Origin of the sequence: Stenotrophomonas sp. HMSC10F06 (assembly GCF_001807865.1) — a bacterium.
GTDB classification, from domain to species: domain Bacteria; phylum Pseudomonadota; class Gammaproteobacteria; order Xanthomonadales; family Xanthomonadaceae; genus Stenotrophomonas; species Stenotrophomonas bentonitica_A.
The window spans coordinates 50,646-76,904 of record NZ_KV791248.1 but is presented as its reverse complement, the minus strand read 5'-3'; the positions used below and the strand labels follow the sequence as shown (position 1 = coordinate 76,904).

Here is a 26,259-nt window from a genome sequence, read left to right as displayed (position 1 = left end):
TTGAGCTTCCCGAAAAAACCCGCCCCTCGTGGCGGGTTTTTTCATGGGCCGCGCCCGGGCCCGCACCCGGCATGACCGGTTGCATGCAGCGACCCATGGCAGAATGCGATTCCCCTCCCGACGGGCGACGCGATGCTGTTCGAGTGGCTGCTGGGTTCGTGGTTGTTGATGCTGGATTGGCTGATCCGGCTGGCCGCGCTGTTCTGGATTCCCAGCCGCACCACGCCCGGTGCCGCGCGCAGCTGGCTGCTGCTGGTCGGCTTCGTGCCGCTGCTCGGGCTGCCGCTGTACCTGCTGTTCGGCCACCCCTGGCTGTCGCGCCAGCGCGTGCAGCGCCAGGCCGAGGCGTCCCAGGTGATCCGCGAGGAACAGGCCCTGCAGCCGCCGCTGCGCTGGACGCCCGCGCCGGATACCGCCACCGCCGAGATCGTGCCGCTGATCGAGCGCCAGGGCGATTTCATGCCCATCCACGGCAACGCGGTGGATCTGCTCAACAACTACGACGCTTCGCTGCAGGCGCTGATCGAAGACATCGACCAGGCGCGCGAACGCGTCCACCTGCTGTACTACCTGATGTTCGACGATGCGGTCGGTGAGGCCATCGTGCAGGCACTGCAGCGCGCCGCGGCGCGTGGCGTGCACTGCCGGTTGCTGCTGGATGCTGTCGGCGCCAAGCGCGGGCTGCGCCACTATCGCCACCGCCTGCAGGCGATCGGCGTGGATGTGCGCGCGATGCTGCCCGGTGGCCTGCGCTGGCGCCGCAGTGGCCGCATGGACCTGCGCAATCACCGCAAGATCGCGGTGATCGACAACCGTGTCGGTTACATCGGCTCGCAGAACCTGGCGCGGGCGCAGTTCGTGGCCGGGTTCCCGAACAAGGAACTGGTCGCGCGCGTGCGTGGGCCCGTAGTCGCCCATCTGGAGGCCGTGTTCGCCAGCGACTGGTACATGGAAACCGGACAGCGCCTGGATGTGTTGACCGCAGTGCCGGTGTGCTCGGCCGATGTCCCGACCCAGCTGCTGCCCAGCGGCCCGGCGTATCCCTTCAGCAACGCCCGTGATGCGGTCAACGCGCTGATCCATCTGGCCCGGCGGCGGATCGTGCTGGTCACGCCCTATTTCGTGCCCGACGAAGCGACCTTGAGCGCGCTGCGCATCGCTGCGCTGTCCGGCGTGCAGGTGCAGCTGATCCTGTCGGCCAGCACCAACCAGCGGCTGACCTCCTGGGCGCAGGAGGCCTACTACGACGAGCTGCTGCGCAGTGGCGTGCGCATCGCGCTGTATGCGCCGAACTTCCTGCACGCCAAGCACCTGACCGTCGATGAAGATATCGCGCTGGTCGGCTCGATCAACCTGGACATCCGCTCGTTCGCGCTCAACGCCGAGATCGGCATGCTCTGCTACGACGCCGGCATGGTGCGGCAGTTGGCGCAGATCGAAGCAGACTATCTCGAACAGTCGCGCCCGCTGGATCTGGCGACATGGCGCCAACGGCCGGCATGGAAGCGCAGCCGCGAAGGCATCGCACGGCTGGCCGATGCCTTGATGTAGCCCGCTGTGACGCACGTGGACGGCCGGTCCACGTGCATCGCCTACAATCGGGGCATGACTGCGTCCGATACCCACCGCCAGTGTGATCTGGCCATCGTCGGCGGCGGCGCTGCCGGCGTCCTCGTCGCGCTGCAGGCCCTGCGCCATGCACAGCGGCCGTCACGTATCGTGCTGTTCGAGCCGGCCTCGGTGCTGGCTGAAGGCATCGCCTACGCCACGCCGTGGCCCGAGCATCTGCTCAACGTACCGGCCGGCAAGATGAGCGGGCTGCCGGATCAACCCGCGGATTTCCTCGATTACCTGATCGACAGCCAGGCGATTGCCGGGGTACCGCGCGAGCTGCTGGCCGACCAGTTCGTGCCGCGCCGCCACTACGCCGCGTACCTGCGCGAGCGCCTGGAGCAGGCGCGCGAGCGCAGCGTGGCGGTGCTGGAGGTGGTCGAACAGCCGGTGTTCGCGTTGGCGCCCACTGCACAGGGCGTGCAGCTGCGGCTCGACGATGAGGTGACGTGGAACGCCCAGCGCGTGGTGCTGGCATGCGGCAACAGCATGCGCCCGTTGCCGGTGCCCGGTGCCGAGGCACTGCCGCCCGCGCAGGCGGTGGAGGCCTGGGATTACGATGGTGTGCGGGTGCTGGCCGGCGATGACGATCTGGCCATCATCGGCTCGGGGCTGAGCATGGCCGACAGCGTGGTGGCCCTGGCCGCCGCCGGTCACCGTGGGCGCATTTTCGTGCTGTCGCGCCACGCGCTGCTGCCCTTGCCGCACGCGCACGGCGCAGCCGTCACGTTCGATCCGCAGCCGCTGTTGGCGATGCCGCTGCGCCAGCGCGTCCGCGAACTGCGTGGGCAGGCCCGCACGGCGGTGGCGCAGGGCATCCCCTGGCAGAGCGTGATGGACCGGATCCGGCCGATGGGGCAGGCGCTGTGGTGGAGCTTGAACGAGGCCGACCAGCGCCGTTTCCTGCGCCACGTGGTGCGCTATTGGGACGTGCACCGTCATCGTATCGCCGAATCGGTGCACGCCCAGGTGGCCGAACTGGAGCGCAGCGGCCAGCTGCAGCGTCACCGTGCCCGGCTGGACACGCTGCTGGTGCAGGAAAGCGGGCTGCAGCTGCACGGCCGCAGCCCGAACCGTGGCCTGCCGCCGCTGACCGTGGGCGCGGTGATCAACGCCACCGGGGTGGAGACGCGCGCGCTGTCCATGCGCAATCCGCTGATCCAGCAGCTGCTGGCGGACGGGCATGCCCGCCCGGGCCCGCATGGCCTGGGCCTGGATACCACGGTGGAGGAGGGCGGCCTGATCGATGGCCACGGCCAGCCGCAGCCGGCGATCCGGGTGGTCGGCAGCCTGCGCATCGGCACCCTGTGGGAAAGCCTGGCGATCCCGGAGCTGCGGGTGCAGGCCGAACAGGCGGCGCGCGGCTGAACCCGTTCGATCCGCGCGCCGGGTAACGGCCCGGAGCGACCCGCCCGAGGGTAAAATGGGGACATGGATGTTTCCCACTTGCTCGACGGGTTGAACCCCGCCCAGCGCGAAGCTGTGTCCGCCCCGCCCGGCCACCATCTGGTGCTTGCCGGTGCCGGTTCCGGCAAGACCCGCGTGCTTATCCACCGCATCGCCTGGCTCAATGAAGTCTGCGGCGTGCCGACCCATGGCATTTTTGCGGTCACCTTCACCAACAAGGCCGCCGGGGAGATGCGTCACCGCATCGACCTGCAGCTGCCGCAGGGCAGCCGCGGCGCCTGGATCGGCACCTTCCATGGCCTGGCCCACCGCCTGCTGCGCCTGCATTACCAGGACGCCAAGCTGCCCGACAGCTTCCAGGTGATGGACTCGGACGACCAGCTGCGGCTGGTCAAGCGCGTGGTCCAGCAGCTGGAGATCGACGACGGCAAGTTCCCGCCGAAGCAGATCGCCTGGTGGATCAACGAGCAGAAGGACGAGGGCCGCCGCCCACAGCACATCCAGCCCGAGCCGCATGATGCGTGGCTGGAGACCATGCGCCAGGCCTACGCGGCCTACCAGGAGCGCTGCGACCGTGCCGGCCTGGTCGATTTCGCCGAGCTGCTGCTGCGCGCGCATGAACTGCTGCGCGACAACCCTGCCCTGCTGGCCCACTACCGTTCGCGCTTCCGCGAAATCCTGGTGGACGAGTTCCAGGACACCAACGCCATCCAGTACGCTTTCGTGCGCGTGCTGGCCGGCGACAGCGGCCACGTGTTCGTGGTCGGCGACGATGACCAGGCCATCTACGGCTGGCGCGGCGCCAAGGTCGAGAACGTCCAGCGCTTCCTGAAGGATTTCCCGGGTGCGCAGACCGTGCGCCTGGAGCAGAACTACCGCTCCACCGCCAACATCCTCGGCGCAGCCAATGCGGTGATCGCGCACAACCCGGACCGCATCGGCAAGGAGTTGTGGACCGACAGCGGCGACGGTGATCCGATCGATCTGTACGCGGCCTACAACGAAATGGATGAGGCGCGTTACGTGGTCGAGCGGGCGCGCCAGTGGGTGCGCGACGGCGGCAGCTACGGCGATGTGGCCGTGCTCTACCGCAGCAACGCGCAGTCGCGTGCGTTCGAAGAATCGCTGCTCTCCGAGCAGGTGCCGTACCGCGTGTATGGCGGCATGCGCTTCTTCGAGCGTGCCGAAATCAAGGACGCGCTGGCATACCTGCGGTTGATGACCAACCGCAACGATGACGCCGCCTTCGAACGCGCGGTCAACACGCCGACGCGCGGCATCGGCGACCGCACCCTGGATGAAGTGCGCCGGTTGGCGCGCGCCCAGGCGATCTCGCTGTGGGAAGCGACCATGCTGACCACCCAGGGAGATGCGCTGGCCGCACGCGCACGCAACGCGCTGGCCGGCTTCCTGGTGCTGGTCAATCAGCTCCAGGCCGAAGCGGACACGATGACCCTGGCCGAACGCATCGACCACGTGCTGATGCGCTCGGGCCTGCGCGAGCACTGGTCCAAGGAAAGCCGCAACGCGCTGGATTCGGAATCGCGCGCGGACAACCTGGACGAACTGGTCTCGGTGGCCTCGCGCTTCGTGCGTCGCGAAGATGACGTCGAAGAGACCCAGGACATGAGCGAGCTGGTCGCCTTCCTCGCCTACGCCTCGCTGGAGGCTGGCGAAGGCCAGGCCCAGGCCGGCGAAGAGGGCGTGCAGTTGATGACGCTGCACGCCGCCAAGGGCCTGGAATTCCCGCTGGTGTTCCTGGCCGGCATGGAAGACGGCCTGTTCCCGAGTGCACGTTCGCTGGAAGAAAGCGGCCGGCTGGAAGAAGAGCGTCGCCTGGCCTACGTGGGCATCACGCGCGCGCGCCAGAAGCTGGTGCTCTGCTACGCCGAATCGCGTCGCATCCATGGCCAGGACAACTACAACGTGCCCTCGCGTTTCCTGCGCGAGATCCCGCGTGAGCTGGTGAACGAAGTGCGCCCCAAGGTGCAGGTCTCGCGCGGCACCTCGCTGGGCGCCAACCGGGTGATGGGCCACGCCGCGCTGGAAGCACCGCCGCTCAAGCTGGGCGCGATGGTCAACCATCCCAAGTTCGGCGAAGGCATGGTCACCGACTATGAAGGCAGCGGCCAGCACGCCCGCGTGCAGGTGGAATTCATCGAAGCCGGCAGCAAGTGGCTGGTGATGGCGTATGCCAACCTGACGGTGATCTGATCACCGTCGGGGGCCGGGAATTCCTGTGGAGCCGAGCCATGCTCGGCTCCACAACAGCGGTCGGTCGTCAGCCGGTGGTGAACGTCTCCACGGCTGCCACCACCCCGGCGCGTTCCATCAGCTCTTCATGCTGACGGTTCTGGATCAGCACGTAGCGCCCTTCCTCCGGCGACAGTACTTCGATCACCTCGTCGCGATAATTGGTGATCTCGATGAAGCCATCGCTCACTCCGTTGAGGTTTTCGATCTCGGCCATCAGTGTCTCAAGACTCACGATGGCCCCGTTCTTGTCCGCTCCGCCGCCAGTCCGGGGGTTGTCGAAATACAGGCTGATCTTCGGTTGCCTGATCCTGCGCCAGTTGTTGACGTCGACGATGTGATGCGTGGACCACTTGAAATCCTCTTCTGATTCGTTGCCGCTGAACTCGCACTGGAAGATCGGCAGACACAGGAACAGGTCGGTTCGATTCGCACTGCGGTTCAGGAGCCCGTGATACGTGCTGGGAACCGCTATCGCGTGGGTGAATCCATAGATGTTTGGTGGAATAGCAAAAATCGTCGGTCTGTCACGAGACAGGTGGGACGGAGCGCTCAGCCCTACGCTGCAAGCGAACTGCGGATCATGGATGTCCTTCGAGGTGATCGCCAGATCATGCCCGTCGGCGTTTCGCAGGCAGCAATAAAGCGTGTACGTCGCAACGACGTATTTGCCAACGTAGCAACCATGGGCTTCGCCGACCTCGCCAAATTCCCTCAACAGCTCATCTCTGGTGATCATGGTTATCTGGACGGTGGGGAAGCCCATGATGGCTGTCGGAACCTTCGTCAGCAATGCAGTTTGTTTAGATTGTCCTGTGGGGTCAGATCCCTTTTCCGATGGAAAAGGAATCCGCCCCCGATTACGCTGCGAGCCATGACCCGCAACGTACTTTTCCTTTGCAGCCAGAACCGCCTGCGCAGCCCGACGGCCGAGCAGGTATTTGCCGATTGGCCCGGTATCGAGACCGCCTCGGCAGGGCTGCTGGCCGACGCCGAGGAAGTGCTCAGTCCGGAACTGTTGCAGTGGGCCGACCTGGTCTTCGTGATGCAGAAGGCGCACCGCAACCGGCTGTCCAGTCGTTACAACGCATGGCTGGGCGGCAAGCGGGTAATCTGCCTGGATATCCCCGACGACTACGAGTACATGGACCCGGTGCTGGTGGAGTTGCTCAAACGTAAGGTGGCGCCGTTCCTGCGTTGACCGCGCTGTTGTAGCGCCGAGCCATGCTCGGCCGCTTACTGCCGAAAGGCAGTCGAGCACGGCTCGACTCTACACATGGGAGCCGGCCAGCGGCCGGCACTACAATGGGCGGCATTCCTTTCGCGCAGGCCCCCGCCATGACCGATTCGCCGCTGCACGTCACCGTGAAGTTGAACGCCAAGCTTCAGCCCGAGCATCGCCACGAGCTGTTCGAAGATCCGCTGGATGCCCTGCTGGGCACTGCCGAACTGGGCGAGATCACGGGCGGTGGCACCGCGCTGACCGACGACGGCGAAGTGGACTATGGCGATATCGAGATCGCGTTGAACGATCCGGCCTCGCTGCCCGGCGTGATCGAGCTGCTGCAGCAGCTGGGTGCACCCAAGGGCTCGCTGATCCAGCGCGAAGGCGTTGCCGATCAGCCGTTCGGTGTCACCGAGGGCCTGGCGTTGTACTTGAACGGTACCGACCTGCCCGATGAGGTCTACGAGCAGTGCGATTCGAACTACGTGTTCGAGCAGATCGTCGAGCGTATCGAAGGCCACGGCGAGATCTGCAGCTGGTGGCAGGGCCCGACCGAGACGGCGCTGTATCTGTATGGCGCCTCGTTCGACACGATGCACGAGCGTATCGCCGATCTGCTGGCGAGCTATCCGCTGTGCCAGGGCGCGCGCGTGGTACGCACCGCCTGATCGATCAACACGCCGGCGCGTGGCCTGCCGCATAGCGCAGGCCACGGCGCAGCTGCGCCCGCACATTCGGGTCGCCATACACCGCCGCGTCGTGGCCCAGCCCGGTGTACCAGCTGCGGCCGCCATCGAAGGGCCGGCACCAGGCGATGGGATGATCGGCGCCCATGGTGCCGCCGTCGTAGCGCGATTCGTCCACCGTCGCGATGACCTGCACCATCCCACGGGGATTGCGCCGGTAGTTGTAGAGCTCATCGCGGATCGGCCAGGCCACTCCGGAAGCCTTCCCGTCCCGTTCGGGCTGCACCAACGTGTCCTGCAGACCTTCCGGGTGTTTGTGGAACCACGCGCCCACCAGCTCGCCATACCACGGCCAGTCGTATTCGGTGTCCGCGGCAGCGTGCACGCCCATGAAACCGCCGCCGTTGCGGATGAACTGCTCCATCGCGGCCTGCTGCGTGGCATCGAGCACATCGCCGGTGGTGTTGGCGAAGACAACGGCGCGGTAGCGGGCGAGGGTGTCGGCGCGGAAGTCGCGCGGATCCTCGCTGTGATCCGCCCTCAATCCGGCCTCGGTGCTCAGCTGGCGCAGCGTCGCCACGGCCACTGGAATCGAGTCGTGGTGGAACTTGGCGGTGCGGGTGAAGATCAGGATGCGGTCGGCGCCGGGTGGGGCGGCAAGCCCGGCCATCGGGAGCAGGAGCAGCGAACACAGCAGGGCGATGAGCAGTCGGCGCATGCGCGGAGTCTGTCACGGGCCGTGGCGCCTGGCGTCCTGCGCTGCAGCACGGGCAACGCATGCGTGCGCGATCGGGCAGGGGGCGGGGCGGGCGGGCACGCTTCATCCCGGATCCTCCCCGGCTCATCCCGGATTTCACGCGCTTCGTCGCGTGCCGCTTGTCGCTTCCAAGGGCGGCGCCCAGAGTCTGCCCCTGTCCGCTGGGAGCGCACTCGTGAACAAGGGAATTCCGTATCTGCTCGCTGCACTGGTCCTGCTGACGTGGTCGGCAGGCTGGGCCGAGCCGGTGCTGGCCCTGGTCCACCACGCGCAGAGCTGCCTGGCCGGCGGCGGCGACTTCGATCTGCTGCGCCTGCGCTGCCAGCCACAGCCCAGCGTGGTGTGCATCGGCCCCGCAACGTTGTGGTTCTGGCTGAGCGGCGTCGTCTTCGCGGTGGTGGCACTGCTGGGCACGCGGCGTGGCGCACGCTGACACGCACGTGGGCAACCGGCATCATCGGGCTCTGTCTGATGGAGGCCACATGGGTCCGAGCGAAAAGGAAAAGATGCTGTCCGGGATGCCGTATCGTCCGGGCGACCCGGAACTGCAGGCCGAGATGGCGGCGGCCAAGGTCTGGATGGTCCGTTACAACGCGGCCCTGGCCGAAAGCCCGGCCGTGCGCCGCGCGCTGTTGCGCGAGCAGCTCGGTGCGGTCGGCGAAGGCGCGGTGATCCGGCCGCCGTTCCACTGCGATTACGGCAGCAACATCCGCCTGGGCCAGGGCGTATTCCTCAACTACAACTGCGTGATCCTGGACGTGGCCGAGGTCAGCATCGGCGATGGCACCCAGATCGGTCCGGCGGTGCAGATCTATGCGGCCGACCATCCGCGCGATCCGCAGGCACGCGCGCAGGGCCTGGAGTCGGCCAGGCCGGTGCGCATCGGCCGCAATGTCTGGATCGGCGGCGGCGCGATCATACTGCCCGGCGTGACCATTGGCGATGACGCGGTGGTCGGTGCCGGCAGCGTGGTCACCCGCGATGTACCGGCCGGTGCGACGGTGGTGGGCAACCCGGCACGGGGAGTGACTGCACGTACCCACGGCGATTGATCCAGCTCAAGGCACCGCGTCCACATCGGGTGTGCAATGGTGATGTTCCCATTGCCACCCCAAGGAGCTCTGCCATGTACAAGCGCATCCTGATCGCCACCGATGGTTCGGAGCTGGCTGAAAAAGGCCTGGCCAAGGGCCTGGAGCTGGCCAGGGACCTCGATGCCGAGGTCGATATCGTGACCGTCTCCGAACCGTGGGCGGTGGGCATGTACGACGCCATGGGCTGGAGCGTGGGCTACATGAACACGCCCGAGTACAAAGCCGACCGCGAAGAGACCGCGCAGAAGGTGCTGCAGCCGGCCAAGGCCGCCGCCGAGGCGCAGGGGCTGCGCACCACCACCGTGCACGTGCTTGACCGCTATGCCGCCGACGGCATCATCGATACCGCCACCGAACGCGGCAGCGACCTGATCGTGATGACCTCGCATGGCCGCCGTGGCGTCACCCGTGTACTGCTCGGCAGCCAGACCGCCGAAGTGCTGGCACGCAGCACCGTACCGGTACTGGTCATCCGATAACGGGGAAGCGGTAGTGCCGGCCGCTGGCCGGCTCCCAGGTTGGCCCGATGCAGGCGCAGCCGGCCAGCGGCCGGCACTACCTCCCCCTTCGTCGCAAAGCGTGCGCGTCCGATCAGTCGCGCAGCTTCAACGTCTGCGATTCATCCAGCGTGCCATCGGGCTGCAGCACCACATAGCGCTCGCCGTGGCGGTCGAACAGTACCGGGATCGGGTCGCGGAACAGCGGGCGGCGCACGAAGCGCAGCTGCCAGCCGAAATGCTCCAGCGTTTCCACCGCCTGGCGCTGCTCCGCCGTCAGGCCGGCGCGCAGTTCAGCCGGGTTCGGGGCAGTGCGGCGTTCGGGTGTGGTCATCGAGCGTAGGCGTGCAGGGACGGGCGTGTTGCCCCGCCACCGCGTGCGGACACGGGGCGGCCGGGCGGGCAACGCCGCGGTTCACCAGCTGTAGAGCTTCCAGTAGACCGGGGAGACGCCGTCCTTGTCACTGTCCATGCGGCCATCGCCGTTCTGGTCGTACATGTAGAACGGGGCACCGCGCGACGGGGTCACCTTGACCATCCGCAGCTGGCCGCCCACCCGGTATTCCTCGATGGTGTCGCCGTTGTCCTGCACCGTCTTGACCACATCGGCACCAGTGACATCGACCGGGGGCCTGCCGCCACCACCGGTGGCACAGCCGGCCAGCGCGAGCACGCCTGCGAGCAACAGAATCTTCATGGGCCGGGAGTCCTTGGGCGAAGAGGGCCTGATTATGCCCGATGGATCGTGAGGCCGGTGCCGACGACGGTCAGGGCCGGGCGCGTAGAATCTCCCCATGAGCCGATTAGTCCTGATTGACGGGTCCAGTTACCTGTATCGCGCGTTCCACGCGCTTCCGCCGCTGACCAACGCACACGGTGAACCCACCGGCGCACTGTTCGGTGTGGTCAACATGCTGCGCGCCACCCTGAAGGAGCGCCCCGAGTACGTCGCTTTCGTGGTCGATGCGCCGGGCAAGACCTTCCGTGACGACCTGTATGCCGACTACAAGGCCAACCGCCTGCCGATGCCCGACGACCTGCGCCCGCAGATCGAGCCGATGTGCCGCATCGTCGAAGCGCTGGGCCTGAGCATCCTGCGCATCCCCGGCGTGGAAGCCGATGATGTGATCGGCACGCTGGCCCTGCAGGGCCACCGCGATGGCCTGCAGGTCACCATTTCCACCGGTGACAAGGACTTCGCCCAGTTGGTCCGCCCGGGCATCGAGCTGGTCAACACCATGACCGGCAGCCGCATGGATTCGGACGCGGCGGTGATGGAGAAGTTCGGCGTGCGTGCCGACCAGATCGTCGACCTGCTGGCGCTGATGGGCGACGCGGTGGACAACGTGCCGGGTGTGGAAAAGTGCGGCCCCAAGACCGCTGCCAAGTGGCTGGCCGAGTACCAGCACCTGGACGGCGTGATCGCCGCGGCCCCGACCATGAAGGGCAAGATCGGCGAAAACCTGCGCGCGGCGCTGGAGCGCCTGCCGCTCAACCGCGAGCTGGTCACGATCCGCACCGACGTGCCCCTGGAGGTGACGCCGCAGACGCTGCCGCTGCGCGAGCCGGATGTGCCCTCGCTGAGCGAGCTGTACCTGCGCTACGGTTTCACCCAGGCCCTCAAGGAGCTGGGCGGCCCGGTGCCGGCCCCCGCCGCCGCCAGCGATGCCCCGGTCAGCCTGCGCGGCACCGCGGCCGGCTACGCCCGCGGCACGGCGGAGGAGGCGGTGGTGCCGGTCGACCCGGCGCTCTCCGCCCCCGGTGAGTACGAGATGGTGCTGACCACTGAACAGCTGGACGCCTGGGTGCAGCGCCTGGCCACGGCCGAGCTGATCTCCTTCGATACCGAGACCGACGCGCTGGACGCCATGCGCGCCAACCTGGTCGGCATCAGCCTGGCGGTCGAGCCGGGCCGGGCGGCCTACATCCCGGTCGGCCATGATTACCCGGGTGCGCCGGCCCAGCTGCCGCGCGAGCAGGTGCTGGCAGCGCTGCGCCCTGCCCTGGAAGACCCCACCAGGAAGAAGCTTGGCCAGCACGGCAAGTACGACCTGCACGTGCTGCGCCGCCACGGCGTGAACCTGCAGGGGTACCACGACGACACCATGCTGGAGAGCTTCGTGCTCAATTCCACCGCCACGCGCCATGACATGGACTCGCTGGCGATGCGCTACCTGGGCTACACCACGATCAAGTTCGAGGAGGTGGCCGGCAAGGGTGCCAAACAGATCTCGTTCTCGCAGGTGGGCCTGGACGAAGCCTGCCGCTACGCCGCCGAAGATGCCGACGTGACCCTGCGCCTGCACCACGCCCTGCAGCCACAACTACAGGCCACGCCCTCGCTGGACAGCGTCTACCGCGACATCGAGATGCCGCTGGTGCCGGTGCTGACCCGCATCGAAGCCAATGGCGTGCACATCGACATGGCCGAACTGCGCCGGCAGAGCCAGGACCTGGGCTCGCGCATGCTGGCTGCCCAGCAGAAGGCCACCGAGCTGGCCGGGCGCACCTTCAACCTGGATTCGCCCAAGCAGCTGCAGGCCGTGCTGTTCGACGAACTGCAGCTGCCGGCACTGGTGAAGACCCCCAAGGGCCAGCCCAGCACCAACGAAGAGGCGCTGGAGGCGATCGCCGAGCAGCATGAACTGCCGCGGGTGATCCTGGAGTACCGCGGGCTGGCCAAGCTGCGCAGCACCTACACCGACAAGCTGCCGGAGATGATCAACCAGGACACCGGGCGGGTACACACCAGCTACCACCAGTCCGGCGCCGCCACCGGCCGGCTGTCCTCGTCCGACCCGAACCTGCAGAACATCCCGATCCGCACCGAGGATGGCCGCCGCATCCGCCGCGCCTTCGTGGCCCCGCCGGGCCGCAAGATCCTGGCCTGCGATTACTCGCAGATCGAACTGCGGATCATGGCCCACCTCTCCGAGGACCCCGGCCTGGTGCGGGCGTTCGAGCAGGGCGTGGACGTGCACCGGGCGACGGCGGCGGAAGTCTTCAGCCGCCGCCTGGAGGAGGTCACCTCCAACGAACGCCGGGCCGCCAAGGCGATCAACTTCGGCCTGATGTACGGCATGAGTGCGTTCGGGCTGGCCCGCAACCTGGGCATCGACCGCGGCCAGGCCCAGGATTACGTGGCGCTGTACTTCAGCCGCTACCCCGGCGTGCGTGATTTCATGGAACGGATGCGCCAGCAGGCCCGTGACCAGGGCTACGTGGAGACCCTGTTCGGCCGTCGCCTGTACCTGAACGACATCAACGCCCGCAACCAGGGCCTGCGTGCCGGGGCGGAACGCGCCGCCATCAACGCCCCCATGCAGGGCACGGCGGCCGACATCATCAAGCGCGCCATGGTGAAGGTGGACAGCTGGCTGCTCGACCACAGCGACCAAGCCAAGATGATTCTGCAGGTACACGATGAACTGGTCTTTGAAACCGAAAGCAGTTTCCTCGATACCTTGCGTTTGAAAGTCGTTGAATTGATGTCGTCAGCGGCCGAACTGCGGGTACCGCTGGTGGTGGATGCCGGCGTCGGTGATAACTGGGATGAGGCACATTGAGGCCTGAATCACAGTCAAAAGGCTGAATTGGTTCATTGCGCCGCGATAATCTGACTGTTGGATGAATGTTTCCGGGAAGAGGGGCGGATTAATTGGGCCCCTTCACGAACTATCAATGTTCGGAGTGCTTTGATAGACCTCGACAGGCGCAATGCCTGTTGTGGATCTCTCCCATCCCCTGGAGCAGATCTCGGAACGGGGGCTCCTCCCCAAGCGCCCGTTCCCCGGCCCCGCTAACCTCCCCCTGGTTGGCGGGGCTTTTTATTTGTGGGGCCGAAAACCCCGCGCGGCCCGCCGCACGAGAGACCCCGCGCTGCCGATTGCCGTTTGCCCTGCGCGCGGCCCATGCTGTGGGCTGGACCCGGGGAGAACCGCATGAGCGACCTGTTTGCATTGGCCATGCCGTGGTGGGAATTCATCCTGCGCGCGGTGGTGGTGTACGCGGTGGTACTGGGCATGGTCCGGCTCTCCGGCAAGCGCGCGCTGGGCCAGATCACCCCGTTCGATGTCTTGCTGATCGTGCTGCTCGGCAACGCGGTGCAGAACGCCCTGCTGGGCCAGGATACCTCCCTGGGCGGCGGCCTGCTGCTGGCGGCGACCCTGATCTCGATCAACTACGGCGTGGGCTGGCTCAGCACGCGCAGTCGGCGCGTGGAAACGCTGGTCGAAGGCGAGCCGATCCTGATCGCCCGTGATGGCAAGGTGCTCGATTCCGTGCTCAAGCGCGAGCTCGTGACCCCGGCCGATCTGGACGCAGCGATGCGTCAGCAGGGCTGCCTGTCCATCGACGATGTCGCCCTGGCGGTGCTGGAGATCAACGGGCACATCACCATCGTGCCGAAGAAGGCGTAGAGCCACCCATGGGGTGGCTCTACCCGACGGGTGCCACCCATGCACCGCATGCGAAATCCATGCCGGCCCATGCGGTGGCGCGCTGGGTTACACCCAGTCGCGCGGAACCAGGTAGTCGGCCAGGCGGGCTTCGTCGCTGCCGGTTTCAGGTTGGAAACCGTATTCCCAGCGCACGCGCGGGGGCAGGCTCATCAGGATGCTCTCGCTGCGCCCACCGCTCTGCAGCCCGAACAGGGTGCCGCGGTCGTAGACCAGGTTGAACTCGACATAGCGGCCGCGCCGGTACAGCTGGAACTCGCGCTCGCGCTCGCCATACGGCGTGTCCTTGCGGCGCTCGACCAGCGGCAGATAGGCGTCCATGAAGCCATCGCCGACCGCGCGCAGATACGCAAAATCGCGCTCGAAGTCGCCATGCAGGTCGTCGAAGAACAATCCGCCTACGCCCCGCGTCTCGTTGCGGTGGCGCAGGAAGAAATACTCATCGCACCAGCGCTTGTGCGCCGCATAGCGCTCTTCGCCGAAGGGCGCGCACAGATCGTGCGCAACCTGGTGCCAGTGCCGCACGTCTTCGTCGATCGGGTAGAACGGGGTGAGGTCGAAGCCCCCGCCGAACCAGGACGCCACCGCCACGCCATCGCGCTCGGCGCGGAAGTAGCGCACGTTGGCGTGCGTGGTCGGCAGATAGGGATTGGCCGGATGGAACACCAGCGAGACGCCGGTCGCGCGCCATGACGCGCCGGCCAGCTCCGGCCGGTTCGCCGAGGCCGATGGCGGCAGGCGGGTACCGGCCACATCGGAGAACCCGATCCCGGCCTGCTCGAACACGGCGCCATCGCGCAGGATGCGGGTACGGCCACCGCCACCCTCCGCACGCTGCCAGAGATCTTCGGCAAAGCGGGCCTGGCCGTCGGCGGTTTCGATCGCCGCACAGATGCGGTCCTGCAGGTCGGTCAGATACGCGCGGACGCGGTCGAAGTCGTTCATGGCGCTACTTTACCGCAGGCCGGTGCACGGCCTGCGTGTGCTCAGTGGCCGCTCTTGCGGTTGCGGTTGCTGCTGTCCTTTGTCGCGGCAGGGGCCTGGGCCGGCGCATCGGCATCGTCGTCCGCCTCGGCCTCGGCGGCCATGCGCTCGGCGATCTGCTCCAGCCCGGCGCTGACCTGCATCAGGCCCCAGTTGCGGGTCGCGTGCACATCGCAGGCCACGTGCGTGCCGTTTCCATCCTTGGCGCAGATCGAGGCCATCTGCTCGGGCAGCGCCTCGTCACCGGTGTGTTCGTAGACGCTGGCCAGGTTCTCGCAGCCCTCGCGTACCCCGGCGGCGCAGAGCTTGAGATAGAACGGCGCCGCCTCGGCCCAGCGGTTGCGCAGCGCCAGCTGGTGACCGGCGGCATTGCAGCCCTGCAGCTTGCCGGCCGCGCAGCACGCCTGGGCACCGCCTTCGCGGGCCAAGGTCGGGCAATCCTGCGGCAGCGGGGTTTCGACGAAGACCACCGGCGCGCTGCACTGCTGCGCCTCGCCGGTGCGCTCGTAATAGCTGAAGCGGTTCCAGCTGTCCATGCCGATCAGGTTGCCGTTGGCCAGGCGCTTGAACACGAAGTCGTCGCCCTGGTCATGGCGCACACGGATGTCGCCATCGACCAGCCGCGCGCGCAGCTTGCCGCCGAAGCCGCTGTCGAGCATGCCGCCATCGCCGAACGGCAGATGGTCCATCAGGCCCTGGCTGGCCACATAGCTGCCGCAGGGCAGGGACGTGGCCGCCACCGGGCTCAACGCCTTGGCGTCCAGCCCGGCCAGCGGGTCGGCCCGCTCACAGGCGCGCGGGTCGTGGCCACGGGTGCAGGCCCGCTGCAGTGCGTCGCGAGCGGGAACCAGGCGGCCGGCGTCCCACAGTGCTTCGGCGGCCTTGGCGCAGAACGTGCCGCCGGTCTGTGCCTGGCAGATCGCGGTGATCTCATCGAGCTGCGCGGCCGGCAGCGGCGAGGCATCAGCGGCGGCGAGGCCGCCGAGCAGGGCCTTGGCAAAGGCCTGGCCCATGGCGTCACGCGCGGCCTCCAGGCAGGCGGCCTGGTCGTACTGGGCGGAGTCGGGCTTGCAGACCGCCGGCGCGTCCCTGTCCGGGCCTTCATCCCGCGTGGCGGCCAGCGTCCTGGCTTCGTGCGCCCCGGACTGGAAGTTGGCCAGCAGGCGCTTACAGGCGGCCGGGACCTCCTCGCGGCACCACTGGCGGAGGCGGTCGTTGCTGGCGAAAAGCATGTCGTCCAGGCAGGTGCCGATCTCGGCCCGGCAGGACGCAGCGGGGAACACCGTGGCGGGGCGACAGGTGGCGGCCTTCTGCAAGCGGTACGCGTTGAAGCGGTCGCTGAGCAGGCGGCCGCCGTCCTCTACGGTCAGCGCGCCGACGCCGCCATTGTCCAGGTCGGCCAGCTTCAGCTCGTCGCCGAGGCGGCTGAGGAGGTACGGCTCGGGTGCCTGGCCCGGAATCTGCCGCACGCCTTCATTCGCACTGTGCAGGGTCAACGTGGTGCCGGTGTCCTCGGAGACGAACGTGCCGCACACCATCGCCTGGGCGGCTGCGGTCGCGGGCAGGCTGACCGCCGTGAGCAGGGTGAACAGGGTCGCGCGCCAGCCGTGGCGGCGCAGAAGCGGGAGGGAAACAGTCACACCATCATCCTTGCAGGTCGTGCAGCGCACCGTGGCGCTGCGGGAAACAGGTCAGCGGCGGAACAACGCACGTACATCAGCCGCGCACAGGCGCACGATCAGCCAGCCCTGCAGTACCGCGAAGGCCAGCGCGGTGATGCCGGCGAGGCCGCTGCAGATCACGCGCTGTACGCGCAGCTCACTGCGCAACTTGAGCAGTTCGATCGACAGGGTGTCATCGGGTATCTGCGCCAGCAGGTGGCGGAACGCATCGTCCAGCAGCCACGCGGCGACCACGTTGAGCACGGCGGTGACCGCCAGCAGCACGATGAACAGTGCCCATGCCCAGCGCCAGCGACGCAGCATGCCCCAGCATGCGGCAACGCCCAAGAGGCTCGACACGCACAGCAGCACGTTGGCCAGCACCGGGTGGGTGAGCAGCCAGCGCAGCGAGCCAGGCAGCCAGTGCAGGTCCTCATCGGCCAGCAGCGCCTGTAGCGCCTCCGAGCCTGACAGGGGGATCGCAATCAGGGCCAGTACCCCCCACATCGCGGCCGTGACCAGGCAGACCAGCAGCACGGACTTGAGCAGGGGGGCGAGAAACGCAGGCGCACCCTCCCTGCTGGGGCGGGGCGTGCAGGAAGGCAATTGCGGGGGAAGCGGGGCTGACATCCGGTGTCCTGGTTGGGCAGGCCGCAGACGTCTAGGTCCCAGCCACCGCGTTCGCGGCCGCGGGCAGGATATGGTCTGCGCTCAGCGGTGCCAAGCAAACGCCATGCGGCGGGCGCAGCGGCACCCAGGCCAGTTCGGCGATTTCCGCCTGTGCGCGGGGCGAACCGGTCACCGTCACCAGATAGGCGTGGGCCCGTACGCGGTGCCCGGCTTCGTGCACCGCCCAGGCCTCGAACCGGCCCAACAGCACGGCCCTGGCAAGGTCCACCGTGACCCCGAGTTCTTCTTCCAGCTCGCGCGCCAGCGCGGCCAAGGGTGCTTCGCCGGGCTCGGGTTTGCCGCCGGGCTGGATGAAGGTGTCCGAGCCGTGCTTGCGCACCACCAGTACGCGGCCGTCGGGATCGAAAACGACCGCGGCGACGATATCGATCGTCGCCGCGGCGTGCTGCACGTCAGTGGGCACCGACGTCATCGCTGGATTACTTCAGGTTCTCTTCGAACAGCTTGAGGATGCGCTTGTACTGGTCCAGCCAGGAATCGGCACGCACATAGCCGTGGCGTTCCAGCGGGTACGGCGCGATCGACCAGTTGTCCTTGTGCAGTTCGATCAGCTTCTGGGTGAGGTTGACCGAATCCTGGAAGAACACGTTGTCATCCATCATCCCGTGCGCGATCAGCAGGTGGTCCTGCAGCCCGTCGGCGTACTCGATCGGCGACGATTTGCGGTACGCCTCCGGGTCGATGTCCGGGGTATTGAGGATGTTGGCGGTGTAGCCGTGGTTGTACTGGTGCCAGTCGACCACCGGGCGCAGCGCGGCACCGGCCTTGAACGTGCCCGGCGAGCGGAACAGCGCCATGAAGGTCATGAAGCCGCCGTAGGAGCCGCCGTAGATGCCGGCGTGGTCGCGGTCGCCCTGCTTGGTGGCCACCAGCCAGTCCAGACCGTCCTTGTAGTCTTCCAGTTCCGGGTGGCCCATGTTGCGGTAGATCGCCGTGCGCCAGTCGCGGCCGTAGCCGGCGCTGCCGCGGTAATCCATGTCCAGCACCACGTAGCCCTTCTGCACCAGCAGGTTGTGGAACATCTGCTCACGGAAGTAGGCCGGGTACTGCTGGTGCACGTTCTGCAGATAGCCGGCGCCGTGCACGAACATGGCGATCGGGTACTGCTTGCCCGGCTCGAAGGTCTCCGGTCCGTAGTACTTGGCCCAGACCACGCCCGCGCCGTGCTTGGACGGCACCTGTACCAGCTTGGGCTGGATCCACTCGCGCGCCTTGAACTCGGCCGTGCGGGTGTCGGTCAGCACCTTGGCCTGGCCACCGGCAGCGGGCACCACGGCCAGCTGGGTCGGCAGGTAGGCGCCGGAGTAACGCACCAGCAGCTGCTGGCCATCCGGGGACAGCGAGAAGTCTTCCACGCCGTTGAGCGAGGTCAGCTCACGCACCTGCTTGCTGGCGGTGTCGACCGCGCACACTTCGTAGTCGCCCGGCGACTGCTGGTTGCACAGGAAGTAGAAGCCGCGGCCGTCGGCGCTGGGCACCGGCATCGAGCTTTCCCACTTGCCGCCGGTCAGTGCCTGAGGCTTGGCCGTGCCCTGCTGGGTATACAGGTGCGAATAGCCGGATTCTTCGGACAGCAGCCACAGCGTGCGGTTGTCGTTGGACCAGCCGAAATCGTTGAAGCTCCAGTTGATCCAGGCGCTGTCGGTCAGGCGATGACGCGTCTCCAGCTTGGCGCTGGCCGGGGTCACGCTGGCGATCCAGCGGTCCTTGTTGTCGTTGGCGCGCAGCATGATCGCGGCCTGCTGGCCATCGGCGCTCCAGCGGATGCCGGGCGCGCCGGGGCCACCGAGTACTTCTACCGGGCGGTTGCCCTTCAGGGCGTCCTTGCCGGCGGCCTTGCGCAGCGCGGCCAGCGGGTCGGTGCCGATGCCCGGCAGGCCGTCCAGCGACAGCGGCTTGACCGTGCCGGCGACGGCATCGACCAGCCACAGCGCGTTCGGCTCCGGGTCGTTGCGGCCCACGCGGGTGCGGGTCTCTTCGAATTCTTCGTAACCCGATTCGGTCACGTATTTGGGCATCTTGCCGCCGCGGCCTTCATCGAAGCTCTTCGGCTTGGTGACCACGATCAGGGTGCGCGCATCGGGCGAGAGCACGCTGTCGACGATCTCCACGTCGGCGCCCAGATACACCGGGCCCGGTGCACGGGTGCCGTCGGCACGGCGCCAGCTGGCTTCCTGCGCCTTGAGCGCCTCGCGCTGGGCGCGGTCGTTGCGCAGCGTGGCCAGGGTGCGCAGCTGCTGCTCACGCAGGGTGTCGGCCTTGGGCGCATCGTCCGGGTTCTTCTCGGCCTTCAGGCTGGCCACCTGCTGCACGCCGGCGGCGGCGGTCCAATGGAACCAGTTCTGGCCGGTACGCCAGATCACGCCGCCATCGCGGGCGAAATTGACCGCGCCGGACTTTTCCGTGCTGCGGGTCAGCTGGGTCAGCGCGCCACTGCGCAGGTCACGCACGAACACATCGCCATTGCGCACGAACGCCGAGCGCTGGCGCGCGCTGTCGTAGACCGGGCTGTCCACATCCAGGGTGCCACGCTGGTCATCGCCGACCTGCGCAGCCACGCCACCGGCGACCGGCTGGCGGAAGGTATCGCGCACCGGGCTGCCGGTGCGCTTGAGCTGGTACTCGACCTGCTGGCTGTTCCAGGACCACCACGCGCTTTCGACCGGGGGGCCGATCCAGTCCGGGTCGGCCATGGCCTGCTCGATGGTGATCGGCGTCGGCGCCGCATGGGCAGCGCCGCCAAGGGCGGCGAGCAGCAGCAGGGACAAAGGCAGCGTTCTGGGCATTGCGGGCGGCACCAATGAGGAAAACCCGCCAAGCGTAGCAGCCGCAAGGGCCGCGGGAAGGGGCCACAGGTCATGGGCGTGCGTTCATGAGCGACGGCCGGTGGGTCGGGCGCTGGGCCCCCATACCCTTGGAGGCGAAATAAAGGGGGAGGGGGCGGCCGCAGGCCGACGCCGGAGGACATTCACCGGAAAGGGTATGGGGGCCCAGCGCCTGACCCACCTGCGACAAAGTGAAGCAGCGCGTCACCGGGTCGCATGTGCCTTTCACGGATACAGGCCCAGACTGGTGCGGATTCCAGAAGCCAGTCGGAGGCGTCTCTTGGACGCGTTGTTGTTGTCCCGGATCCAGTTCGGGTTCGTCATCAGTTTCCACGTGCTGTTCCCGGCCTTCACGATCGGCACGGCCAGCTGGCTGGCCTTTGTCGAATCGCGCTGGCTGCGCACCGGCAATCCGGTCTGGCGCGAGCTGTATTTCTTCTGGCAGAAGATCTTCGCCGTGTCCTTCGGCATGGGCGTGGTCAGCGGCATCGTCATGGCCTTCCAGTTCGGGACCAACTGGCCGCGGCTGAGCGAGGTCGCCGGTACCGTGATCGGGCCGCTGCTCACCTATGAAGTGCTCACCGCGTTCTTCCTGGAGGCCAGCTTCCTGGGCGTGATGATGTTCGGCTGGGGCAAGGTCTCGCCGCGGCTGCATTTCTTCTCCACCTGCATGGTGGCGCTGGGCACGCTGGTCTCCACGTTCTGGATCCTGTCCTCCAACAGTTGGCTGCAGACGCCGGCCGGCTACGACATCATCGACGGCATCGTGCACCCGCAGAACTGGTGGCAAGTGGTGTTCAATCCGTCCTTCCCCTACCGCTTGGCGCACATGGCGCTGGGCTCGTTCATCACCACCTGCTTCGTGATCGGCGGCGTGGGGGCGTGGTACCTGCGCAAGGACGTGCACCGCGAGGCCGGTCGCAAGATGCTGCTGGCCGCGGTGGGCTTCGCCGCGCTGACGGTGCCGGTACAGATCTTCGTCGGCGACATGCATGGCCTGAACACGTTGAAGCACCAGCCGATGAAGATCGCGGCGGTGGAAGCGCACTGGCATTCCGAAGGCGAGGGCAAGGGCGTGCCGCTGGTGGTGTTCGCCGTGCCCAACGAGAAGGCCGAGCGCAATGACTACGAGATCGCGATTCCGCGCCTGGGCAGCCTGATCCTCACCCATTCGCTGGACGGCACCTTCGATCCGCTGACCTCGGTGCCTGCCAGCGATCGGCCGCCGGTGGTGCCGGTGTTCTTCGCGTTCCGGGTGATGGTCGGGCTGGGCACGTTGATGCTGCTGCTGGCCTGGGTCTCGGCGTTCCAGTGGTGGCGCGGCAAACTGTTGCAGTCGCGCTGGTTGATCCGCGGCTGGAACTGGATGCTGCCCAGCGGCTTCATCGCGCTGATCTCCGGCTGGTTCGTGACCGAGATGGGCCGGCAACCGTGGGTGGTCTATGGCGTGCTGCGCACGGCCGATGCAGTCGGCCCGCAGAGTGCGTGGATGACGGCGTTGTCGCTCGGTGTGTACATCGTGGGCTATGCGTTCGTGTTCGGCTGGGGCATCTGGTACCTGGTGAAGATCATCCGCACCGGTCCCAAGCCGCATGAGCCGGCACCGAAGCTGGATGCCGGCAGCCACACCCCGGCGCGGCCGCTGTCCGGTGCCGATGAACCGCTGGAGGAGCGCTGAGATGGAGATGACCACCTGGTTGCCCGTGGCATGGTTCGCGGTGATCGGCTTCGGCGTGCTGATGTACGTGGTGCTGGATGGCTTCGTGCTCGGCATCGGCATCCTGGCGCCGATGGCCGAGGATGAAGAACAGCTCGACATCATGATGAACACCGCCGCGCCGATCTGGGACGGCAACGAAACCTGGCTGGTGCTGGGCGGGGCCGGGTTGATGGCGGCCTTCCCGAAGGCGTACGCCGCGCTGCTGTCCGCGCTGTACCTGCCGGTGCTGCTGCTGGTGGTGGCGCTGGTGTTCCGCGGCGTGGCCTTCGAATTCCGCTTCAAGGCACACCGCTCGCGCAAGCTGTGGAGCGTGGCGTTCGGCCTGGGTTCGCTGCTGGCCGCGTTCGCGCAGGGCGTGATCCTTGGCGCGCTCGTGCAGGGCCTTCAGGTCGTGGATGGTCGTTACGTGGGCGGCGCCTTCAGCTGGTTCAGCCCGTTCTCGATGCTGACCGGCGCTGCCGTGGTGTTCGGTTACGCGCTGCTGGGCAGCACCTGGCTGATCCTCAAGACCGAGGGCCGCGAGCAGACCTTCGCGCGCACCTTGACCCGCCCGCTGGTGGTCGCCGTGATCGTGTTCATGGGCCTGGTCAGCGCGTGGCTGCCGTTCCTGGATTCGCGCCTGATGGCGCGCTGGTTCAGCGATGGCAACTTCTGGTGGCTCTCGCCGGTGCCGTTGCTGACCTTGGCGGTCGCCACGGCGCTGTGGCGCAGCGCGATGCACCCCAAGCGCGATCTGCCGCCGTTCCTGTTGACGCTGGGCCTGTTCGTGCTGGGCTTCATCGGCCTGGTACTGGGCATGTGGCCGTACCTGCTGCCCCCCAGCATGACGTTGTGGCAGGCGGCCGCGCCGGCCTCGTCGCTGAGCTTCAGCCTGGTCGGGCTGGTGATCCTGCTGCCGGTGATCCTGGGCTATACGGCGTGGTCGTACCGGGTGTTCCGCGGCAAGGTGCGGGCGGATGTGGGGTATCACTAAGCGGCTGGCGCTTCCCTGCTGCGCGTGGGCGAGGGCGGTCAGACCCTGCCCGGACGCGACGTAAACCCATCCATGGGGGCTCGACGGGTGCGAGCGATGGCGAAGAGCAGCCGACCGACGGTCGGCTCTACGGGCAGCACGCCACCCACGCCGACCCCGATCAGGCACGACCGGCACATCACGGCGTTCGGCTCAGCCGTGCAGTCCCTCGATCTCCACCAGCAGCTCCGCGCGGCATACCTCCGCATGCAGCACCACGAACGGCGGTGCCGTCGGCAGCGCCGCCATCTGCACCGCCACCGGGCCCATATCCTCCGCCCGGCGCACATACACCTTGAGCACCGAGCCCGAACCCAGTACCGGTGACAACGACGGCCGCTGGCCGCGCGCCGTATCCACCAGGCTCTGCAGATTCGTCAGCGTCTCGCGCAACTGCTCATCCACCGCCCCCGTGTGCTGCGACACATGGCCCACGATCGCCGCCGTCCCCGACTGCAGCAGCGGCAGGCCCGTCGCCAGCGGCGGCAGCAGCGCACGCGAAAAACTGGGCGACTGCGGCCCGTACTGGCGCGGATACCGGAACGCGCTCACCTGGCGCGGATTCTCCAGCGGCTGGCCCGGTTCACGCGCGGCCAGCCAATACACCTGCAGACGGCGCTCGCCATCGAAACGGCCGATGCAGGTCGCCGCCGGCAGCGCGGCCTCGTCCAGCTCGCGCAGGCCACGGACGCGTCCCACGCAGAAGCGCCGATAACGTTCCTGGTCACCGTCGCCCTCGGTCACGGCATCAAGATAGTTCCAGGTCCGCAGCAGGTGCGGATAGCCGCACCGCGACAGGAACGCGCTCATCCGCGCGTAGGCCTCGGCCGCAGCCGATTCGATATCGCTGTCGGTCTCCTCGATCTCCAGCACCCCGAACAGCAGGCTGTCGTTGTGCGACCAGCGCACCCCGTCGGTGACCCCGTGTTCGACCGGCGTGCCGCTGCGCCAGACCTCGATCTGCGCCGGGCCCTGTTCGGCCAGCGGCACCTGCAGCCAGCGCGGGTCGTCCAGCGTGGCGCGGGGAAGGCCGAAGCCGAACACGGCCAGTGTGCGCGGGTCGGCCAGTGCCGCCTCGCGCTGCGTGGCCGGGACGTACGCGACACGGAACAACGCGGGTCCGGAGGAAGGGGAAGCGACTGCCGGGGCCGTTGCGTTGTCGATCGTGTTGCTCATTTCAGAATGTGAATGCAGCCAGTGCCGAGAGTGTCATGATAGCGTGCGCTCCTTTCCCGGCGCCGCCACCGGTGCCAGGCGATGTCGACGGCCTTCTCCTGGTACCCATCCATCATGTTGGCGGGAATGATTGAGTTTTCTGTAATCGATTGGGCGGCGTGGGCGCCGGGCATCACCACCCACGCGCAGTGGCAGGCGTGGGCGAAGGCCCCCTGGCTGCCCACCGGTGAGGACACCCCCGCGTTGTCCGAAGTGCCCGCCATGCAGCGACGTCGCATCGAGCGGCTCGGACGCATGGCGATCCAGACCGCCTGCTGGTGCGAGCAGCCCGACGACGGTGGCCGGGTGCCGCTGGTGTTCGCCTCGCGGCACGGCGACGTGGCCCGTTCGATGGAGCTGCTCAACACCCTGAGTGCGGACCAGCCGATGTCGCCGACCGGCTTCGGCCTGTCGGTGCACAACGCGATCGCCGCGCTGTACTCGATCGCCCGCGGCCAGCGGGGCAACTATCTGGCCCTCGCGGCCGGCCGGGCCACGGTGGAAACGGCCTGCGTGGAGGCCTTCGGGCTGCTCGCCGATGGTGCGCCGGAGGTGCGGCTGGTGGTGTACGAATCGCCGCTGCCGCCGATCTATGCCGGCTTCGCCGACGAGCCCGACCCTTTCTTCGCGTGGTGCTGGCGGCTCGGGCCGGCCAGCGGCCCGGGCACCCGACTGTCGCTGGGCTGGGGTGCCGGCGGCGGGGATCGTCCCTCCGACGGTCTGCCGCATGGCCTTGAAGCGCTGCGCTTCCTGCTGGCGGGGTCGCCTTCGCTGGGCCTGGAGGCCGACGGCCAGCACTGGAGCTGGCAACGCCATGGCTGAGCGCTGGCCGGCCCGGATCAACCGTGCTTGGCGGGTGCTGGGCACGGGGCTGAGCTTTGCCGCCTTCGGGATCGGCGGGCTGGTCCTGGGCGGGATGCTGTTCCTGTCCCTGTTGCTGGTCCGCGACCCGGTCCGCCGGCGCGTGCTGGCGCGGCGCCTGGTCCAAGCCGGTTTCGCCACCCACGTCGGCCTGATGCGCCGGCTGGGGCTGATGACCTACGAGATCCGCGGGGGCGAGCGCCTGCAGCGCAACGGCCTGCTGATCCTGGCCAACCATCCGACCCTGATCGATGTGGTGCTGCTGATCGCCCAGCTGCCCAATGCCGACTGCGTGGTCAAGCAGGCCGTGGCCCGCAACCCGTTCATGCGCGGCCCGGTGCGTGCCGCCGGTTATGTCTCCAATGATGATGGGGCCGGGCTGGTGGACGACTGCATCGCCGCGGTCCAGGCCGGCGGCAACCTGGTGATCTTCCCGGAAGGGACCCGCACCGTGCCCGGGCAGCCGCTGCGCCTGCAGCGTGGCGCGGCCAACATCGCGGTGCGGGGCCGGCTGGACATCACCCCGGTGCGGATCACCTGCACCCCGCCGACCCTGACCAAGGGCCAGAAATGGTATCGTGTGCCATCACGGCGATTTCACGTTCAGCTGGAAGTCGGGGAGGATCTCCCGATCGCCCCGTTTCTGAACGAGACCGGCGATGCGCCCAGGGGGGATGCCTTGGCGGCCAGGCGTGTGACCGATCATCTTGCCCATTACTTCGACTTCGCTGGAGACCCGACCCGTGCAGGCACTTGAGCACGAGATCAAGGAATTGATCATTTCATCGCTTTCACTGGAAGACATCACTCCCGAAGACATCGATTCCGCCGCCCCCCTGTTTGTCGAGGGGCTGGGCCTGGATTCGATCGACGCGCTGGAACTTGGATTGGCCCTGCAGAAAAAGTACGGTGTCAGCCTGTCAGCCGATTCGGAAGAGACCCGTCGCCATTTCTCCAGCGTGCGTGCCCTGAGCGAGTTTGTCGCCGCACGCCAGCCGTCCTAACGGCGCGTCAGGATTTACCCATGACCAAGAACGAACTTTTCGAGCGCATCGTCAAGATCCTCAAGGACAGCTTTGAGATCGAGCCGAGCCGCATCACGCCTGCCGCGCGGCTGTACGACGACCTGGACATCGACAGCATCGACGCGGTCGACCTGATCGTGCAGCTCAAGCCGCTGCTCGGCCGCAATCTGCAACCGGAAGCCTTCAAGCAGGTGCGTACCGTGCAGGACATCGTGGATGTGGTGCACGGGCTGTTGCCCGGTCAAGCGGCCGCCTGACGGCCATCGCTGAAGACTGACC

General features: G+C 67.5%; 26 protein-coding genes. 16 read left to right on the top strand and 10 right to left on the bottom strand.

Annotation, left to right across the window (positions count from 1 at the left end; translation table 11 throughout):
- Positions 1-132: 132 nt before the first annotated feature.
- The 3 genes from cls to uvrD all read left to right on the top strand — a co-directional run bounded on the left by cls (position 133) and on the right by uvrD (position 5,232).
- Positions 133-1,551 carry a cardiolipin synthase gene (cls, locus tag HMPREF3113_RS00355; RefSeq protein ID WP_070470035.1) on the top strand — a complete coding sequence of 473 codons (1,419 nt, stop codon included), beginning with the start codon at positions 133-135 and terminating at the stop codon, positions 1,549-1,551.
- A gap of 36 nt (positions 1,552-1,587) precedes the next feature.
- Entirely contained in the window at positions 1,588-2,979 is a 1,392-nt protein-coding gene (locus tag HMPREF3113_RS00350; protein ID WP_070470112.1) for an FAD/NAD(P)-binding protein, read from the top strand.
- 63 nt (positions 2,980-3,042) lie between these two features.
- The gene (gene uvrD, locus HMPREF3113_RS00345; protein WP_070470033.1) at positions 3,043-5,232 is read left to right on the top strand and encodes a DNA helicase II; all 2,190 of its coding nucleotides are present in this window, start codon (positions 3,043-3,045) and stop codon (positions 5,230-5,232) included.
- A 67-nt stretch (positions 5,233-5,299) separates the two neighbouring features.
- Here the strand turns inward: uvrD and HMPREF3113_RS00340 are convergent, their stop codons facing one another.
- Positions 5,300-6,064: a hypothetical protein gene (locus HMPREF3113_RS00340; RefSeq protein ID WP_254665218.1), complete on the bottom strand. Its 765-nt coding sequence runs from the start codon at positions 6,062-6,064 to the stop codon at positions 5,300-5,302.
- A gap of 81 nt (positions 6,065-6,145) precedes the next feature.
- Between HMPREF3113_RS00340 and HMPREF3113_RS00335 the strand changes: the two genes are divergently transcribed.
- Complete coding sequence (locus HMPREF3113_RS00335; RefSeq protein ID WP_070470031.1) at positions 6,146-6,472, top strand: low molecular weight protein tyrosine phosphatase family protein; 327 nt, start codon at positions 6,146-6,148, stop codon at positions 6,470-6,472.
- 137 nt (positions 6,473-6,609) lie between these two features.
- Complete coding sequence (locus HMPREF3113_RS00330) at positions 6,610-7,164, top strand: hypothetical protein (protein WP_026070161.1); 555 nt, start codon at positions 6,610-6,612, stop codon at positions 7,162-7,164.
- A 4-nt stretch (positions 7,165-7,168) separates the two neighbouring features.
- Here HMPREF3113_RS00330 and HMPREF3113_RS00325 read toward each other — a convergent pair whose 3' ends face one another.
- Entirely contained in the window at positions 7,169-7,900 is a 732-nt protein-coding gene (locus tag HMPREF3113_RS00325; RefSeq protein WP_070470029.1) for a ThuA domain-containing protein, read from the bottom strand.
- Positions 7,901-8,114: 214 nt separating this feature from the next.
- Here HMPREF3113_RS00325 and HMPREF3113_RS00320 point away from each other — a divergent pair, with 214 nt between their 5' ends.
- The 3 genes from HMPREF3113_RS00320 (at position 8,115) to HMPREF3113_RS00310 (ending at position 9,512) form a co-directional block, all read left to right on the top strand.
- A complete protein-coding gene (locus HMPREF3113_RS00320) occupies positions 8,115-8,372 on the top strand; it encodes a hypothetical protein (protein ID WP_019185634.1) in 258 nt (85 codons plus the stop codon).
- Between the two features lie 49 nt (positions 8,373-8,421).
- Positions 8,422-8,991 (top strand): sugar O-acetyltransferase, encoded by a 570-nt coding sequence (locus tag HMPREF3113_RS00315; protein ID WP_070426221.1) that lies wholly within the window; start codon positions 8,422-8,424, stop codon positions 8,989-8,991.
- Between the two features lie 74 nt (positions 8,992-9,065).
- Complete coding sequence (locus HMPREF3113_RS00310; protein WP_019185636.1) at positions 9,066-9,512, top strand: universal stress protein; 447 nt, start codon at positions 9,066-9,068, stop codon at positions 9,510-9,512.
- Positions 9,513-9,624: 112 nt separating this feature from the next.
- On the opposite strand, the gene HMPREF3113_RS00305 is transcribed toward HMPREF3113_RS00310, so the two are convergent.
- Together HMPREF3113_RS00305 and HMPREF3113_RS00300 are read right to left on the bottom strand one after the other, a co-directional pair.
- Positions 9,625-9,864 carry a hypothetical protein gene (locus HMPREF3113_RS00305; protein ID WP_019185637.1) on the bottom strand — a complete coding sequence of 80 codons (240 nt, stop codon included), beginning with the start codon at positions 9,862-9,864 and terminating at the stop codon, positions 9,625-9,627.
- An 81-nt stretch (positions 9,865-9,945) separates the two neighbouring features.
- Positions 9,946-10,227, bottom strand: a complete 282-nt coding sequence (locus tag HMPREF3113_RS00300) for a DUF2782 domain-containing protein (RefSeq protein ID WP_070470027.1) — start codon at positions 10,225-10,227, stop codon at positions 9,946-9,948.
- 97 nt (positions 10,228-10,324) lie between these two features.
- Between HMPREF3113_RS00300 and polA the strand changes: the two genes are divergently transcribed.
- Positions 10,325-13,096 (top strand): DNA polymerase I, encoded by a 2,772-nt coding sequence (gene polA, locus HMPREF3113_RS00295; RefSeq protein WP_070470025.1) that lies wholly within the window; start codon positions 10,325-10,327, stop codon positions 13,094-13,096.
- Between the two features lie 375 nt (positions 13,097-13,471).
- Positions 13,472-13,948 (top strand): DUF421 domain-containing protein, encoded by a 477-nt coding sequence (locus tag HMPREF3113_RS00290; protein ID WP_070470023.1) that lies wholly within the window; start codon positions 13,472-13,474, stop codon positions 13,946-13,948.
- A gap of 87 nt (positions 13,949-14,035) precedes the next feature.
- On the opposite strand, the gene hemF is transcribed toward HMPREF3113_RS00290, so the two are convergent.
- From hemF to HMPREF3113_RS00265, 5 genes are read right to left on the bottom strand one after another with little or no spacing between them, the layout of a single operon-like run.
- Positions 14,036-14,932 (bottom strand): oxygen-dependent coproporphyrinogen oxidase, encoded by an 897-nt coding sequence (gene hemF / locus HMPREF3113_RS00285; RefSeq protein WP_070470021.1) that lies wholly within the window; start codon positions 14,930-14,932, stop codon positions 14,036-14,038.
- Positions 14,933-14,973: 41 nt separating this feature from the next.
- On the bottom strand, positions 14,974-16,611 hold the full coding sequence (locus HMPREF3113_RS00280; RefSeq protein ID WP_070470019.1) for a hypothetical protein: 1,638 nt from the start codon (positions 16,609-16,611) through the stop codon (positions 14,974-14,976).
- 51 nt (positions 16,612-16,662) lie between these two features.
- Positions 16,663-17,262, bottom strand: a complete 600-nt coding sequence (locus tag HMPREF3113_RS00275; RefSeq protein ID WP_139146265.1) for a hypothetical protein — start codon at positions 17,260-17,262, stop codon at positions 16,663-16,665.
- Positions 17,263-17,293: 31 nt separating this feature from the next.
- Positions 17,294-17,713, bottom strand: a complete 420-nt coding sequence (locus tag HMPREF3113_RS00270; RefSeq protein WP_083298665.1) for an NUDIX hydrolase — start codon at positions 17,711-17,713, stop codon at positions 17,294-17,296.
- Positions 17,714-17,741: 28 nt separating this feature from the next.
- Positions 17,742-20,108 (bottom strand): S9 family peptidase, encoded by a 2,367-nt coding sequence (locus HMPREF3113_RS00265; RefSeq protein ID WP_070470012.1) that lies wholly within the window; start codon positions 20,106-20,108, stop codon positions 17,742-17,744.
- Between the two features lie 319 nt (positions 20,109-20,427).
- On the opposite strand from HMPREF3113_RS00265, the gene HMPREF3113_RS00260 reads away from it, so the two are divergent.
- Both HMPREF3113_RS00260 and cydB read left to right on the top strand, forming a co-directional pair.
- Positions 20,428-21,825 (top strand): cytochrome ubiquinol oxidase subunit I, encoded by a 1,398-nt coding sequence (locus HMPREF3113_RS00260; protein WP_070470011.1) that lies wholly within the window; start codon positions 20,428-20,430, stop codon positions 21,823-21,825.
- A gap of 1 nt (position 21,826) precedes the next feature.
- Positions 21,827-22,840 (top strand): cytochrome d ubiquinol oxidase subunit II, encoded by a 1,014-nt coding sequence (gene cydB / locus HMPREF3113_RS00255; protein ID WP_019185501.1) that lies wholly within the window; start codon positions 21,827-21,829, stop codon positions 22,838-22,840.
- 192 nt (positions 22,841-23,032) lie between these two features.
- On the opposite strand, the gene HMPREF3113_RS00250 is transcribed toward cydB, so the two are convergent.
- Entirely contained in the window at positions 23,033-24,055 is a 1,023-nt protein-coding gene (locus HMPREF3113_RS00250) for a chorismate transformation FkbO/Hyg5 family protein (protein ID WP_070470009.1), read from the bottom strand.
- A 126-nt stretch (positions 24,056-24,181) separates the two neighbouring features.
- Here HMPREF3113_RS00250 and HMPREF3113_RS00245 point away from each other — a divergent pair, with 126 nt between their 5' ends.
- From HMPREF3113_RS00245 to HMPREF3113_RS00230, 4 genes are read left to right on the top strand one after another with little or no spacing between them, the layout of a single operon-like run.
- On the top strand, positions 24,182-24,916 hold the full coding sequence (locus tag HMPREF3113_RS00245) for a beta-ketoacyl synthase chain length factor (protein WP_070426212.1): 735 nt from the start codon (positions 24,182-24,184) through the stop codon (positions 24,914-24,916).
- Entirely contained in the window at positions 24,909-25,712 is an 804-nt protein-coding gene (locus HMPREF3113_RS00240) for a lysophospholipid acyltransferase family protein (protein WP_019185498.1), read from the top strand. The genes HMPREF3113_RS00245 and HMPREF3113_RS00240 overlap by 8 nt, the downstream gene beginning before the upstream one ends.
- A complete protein-coding gene (locus HMPREF3113_RS00235; protein ID WP_019185497.1) occupies positions 25,699-25,959 on the top strand; it encodes a phosphopantetheine-binding protein in 261 nt (86 codons plus the stop codon). Before HMPREF3113_RS00240 ends, HMPREF3113_RS00235 begins: the two co-directional genes overlap by 14 nt.
- Positions 25,960-25,979: 20 nt before the next feature.
- Positions 25,980-26,237, top strand: a complete 258-nt coding sequence (locus HMPREF3113_RS00230) for an acyl carrier protein (protein WP_019185496.1) — start codon at positions 25,980-25,982, stop codon at positions 26,235-26,237.
- Positions 26,238-26,259: the final 22 nt, after the last annotated feature.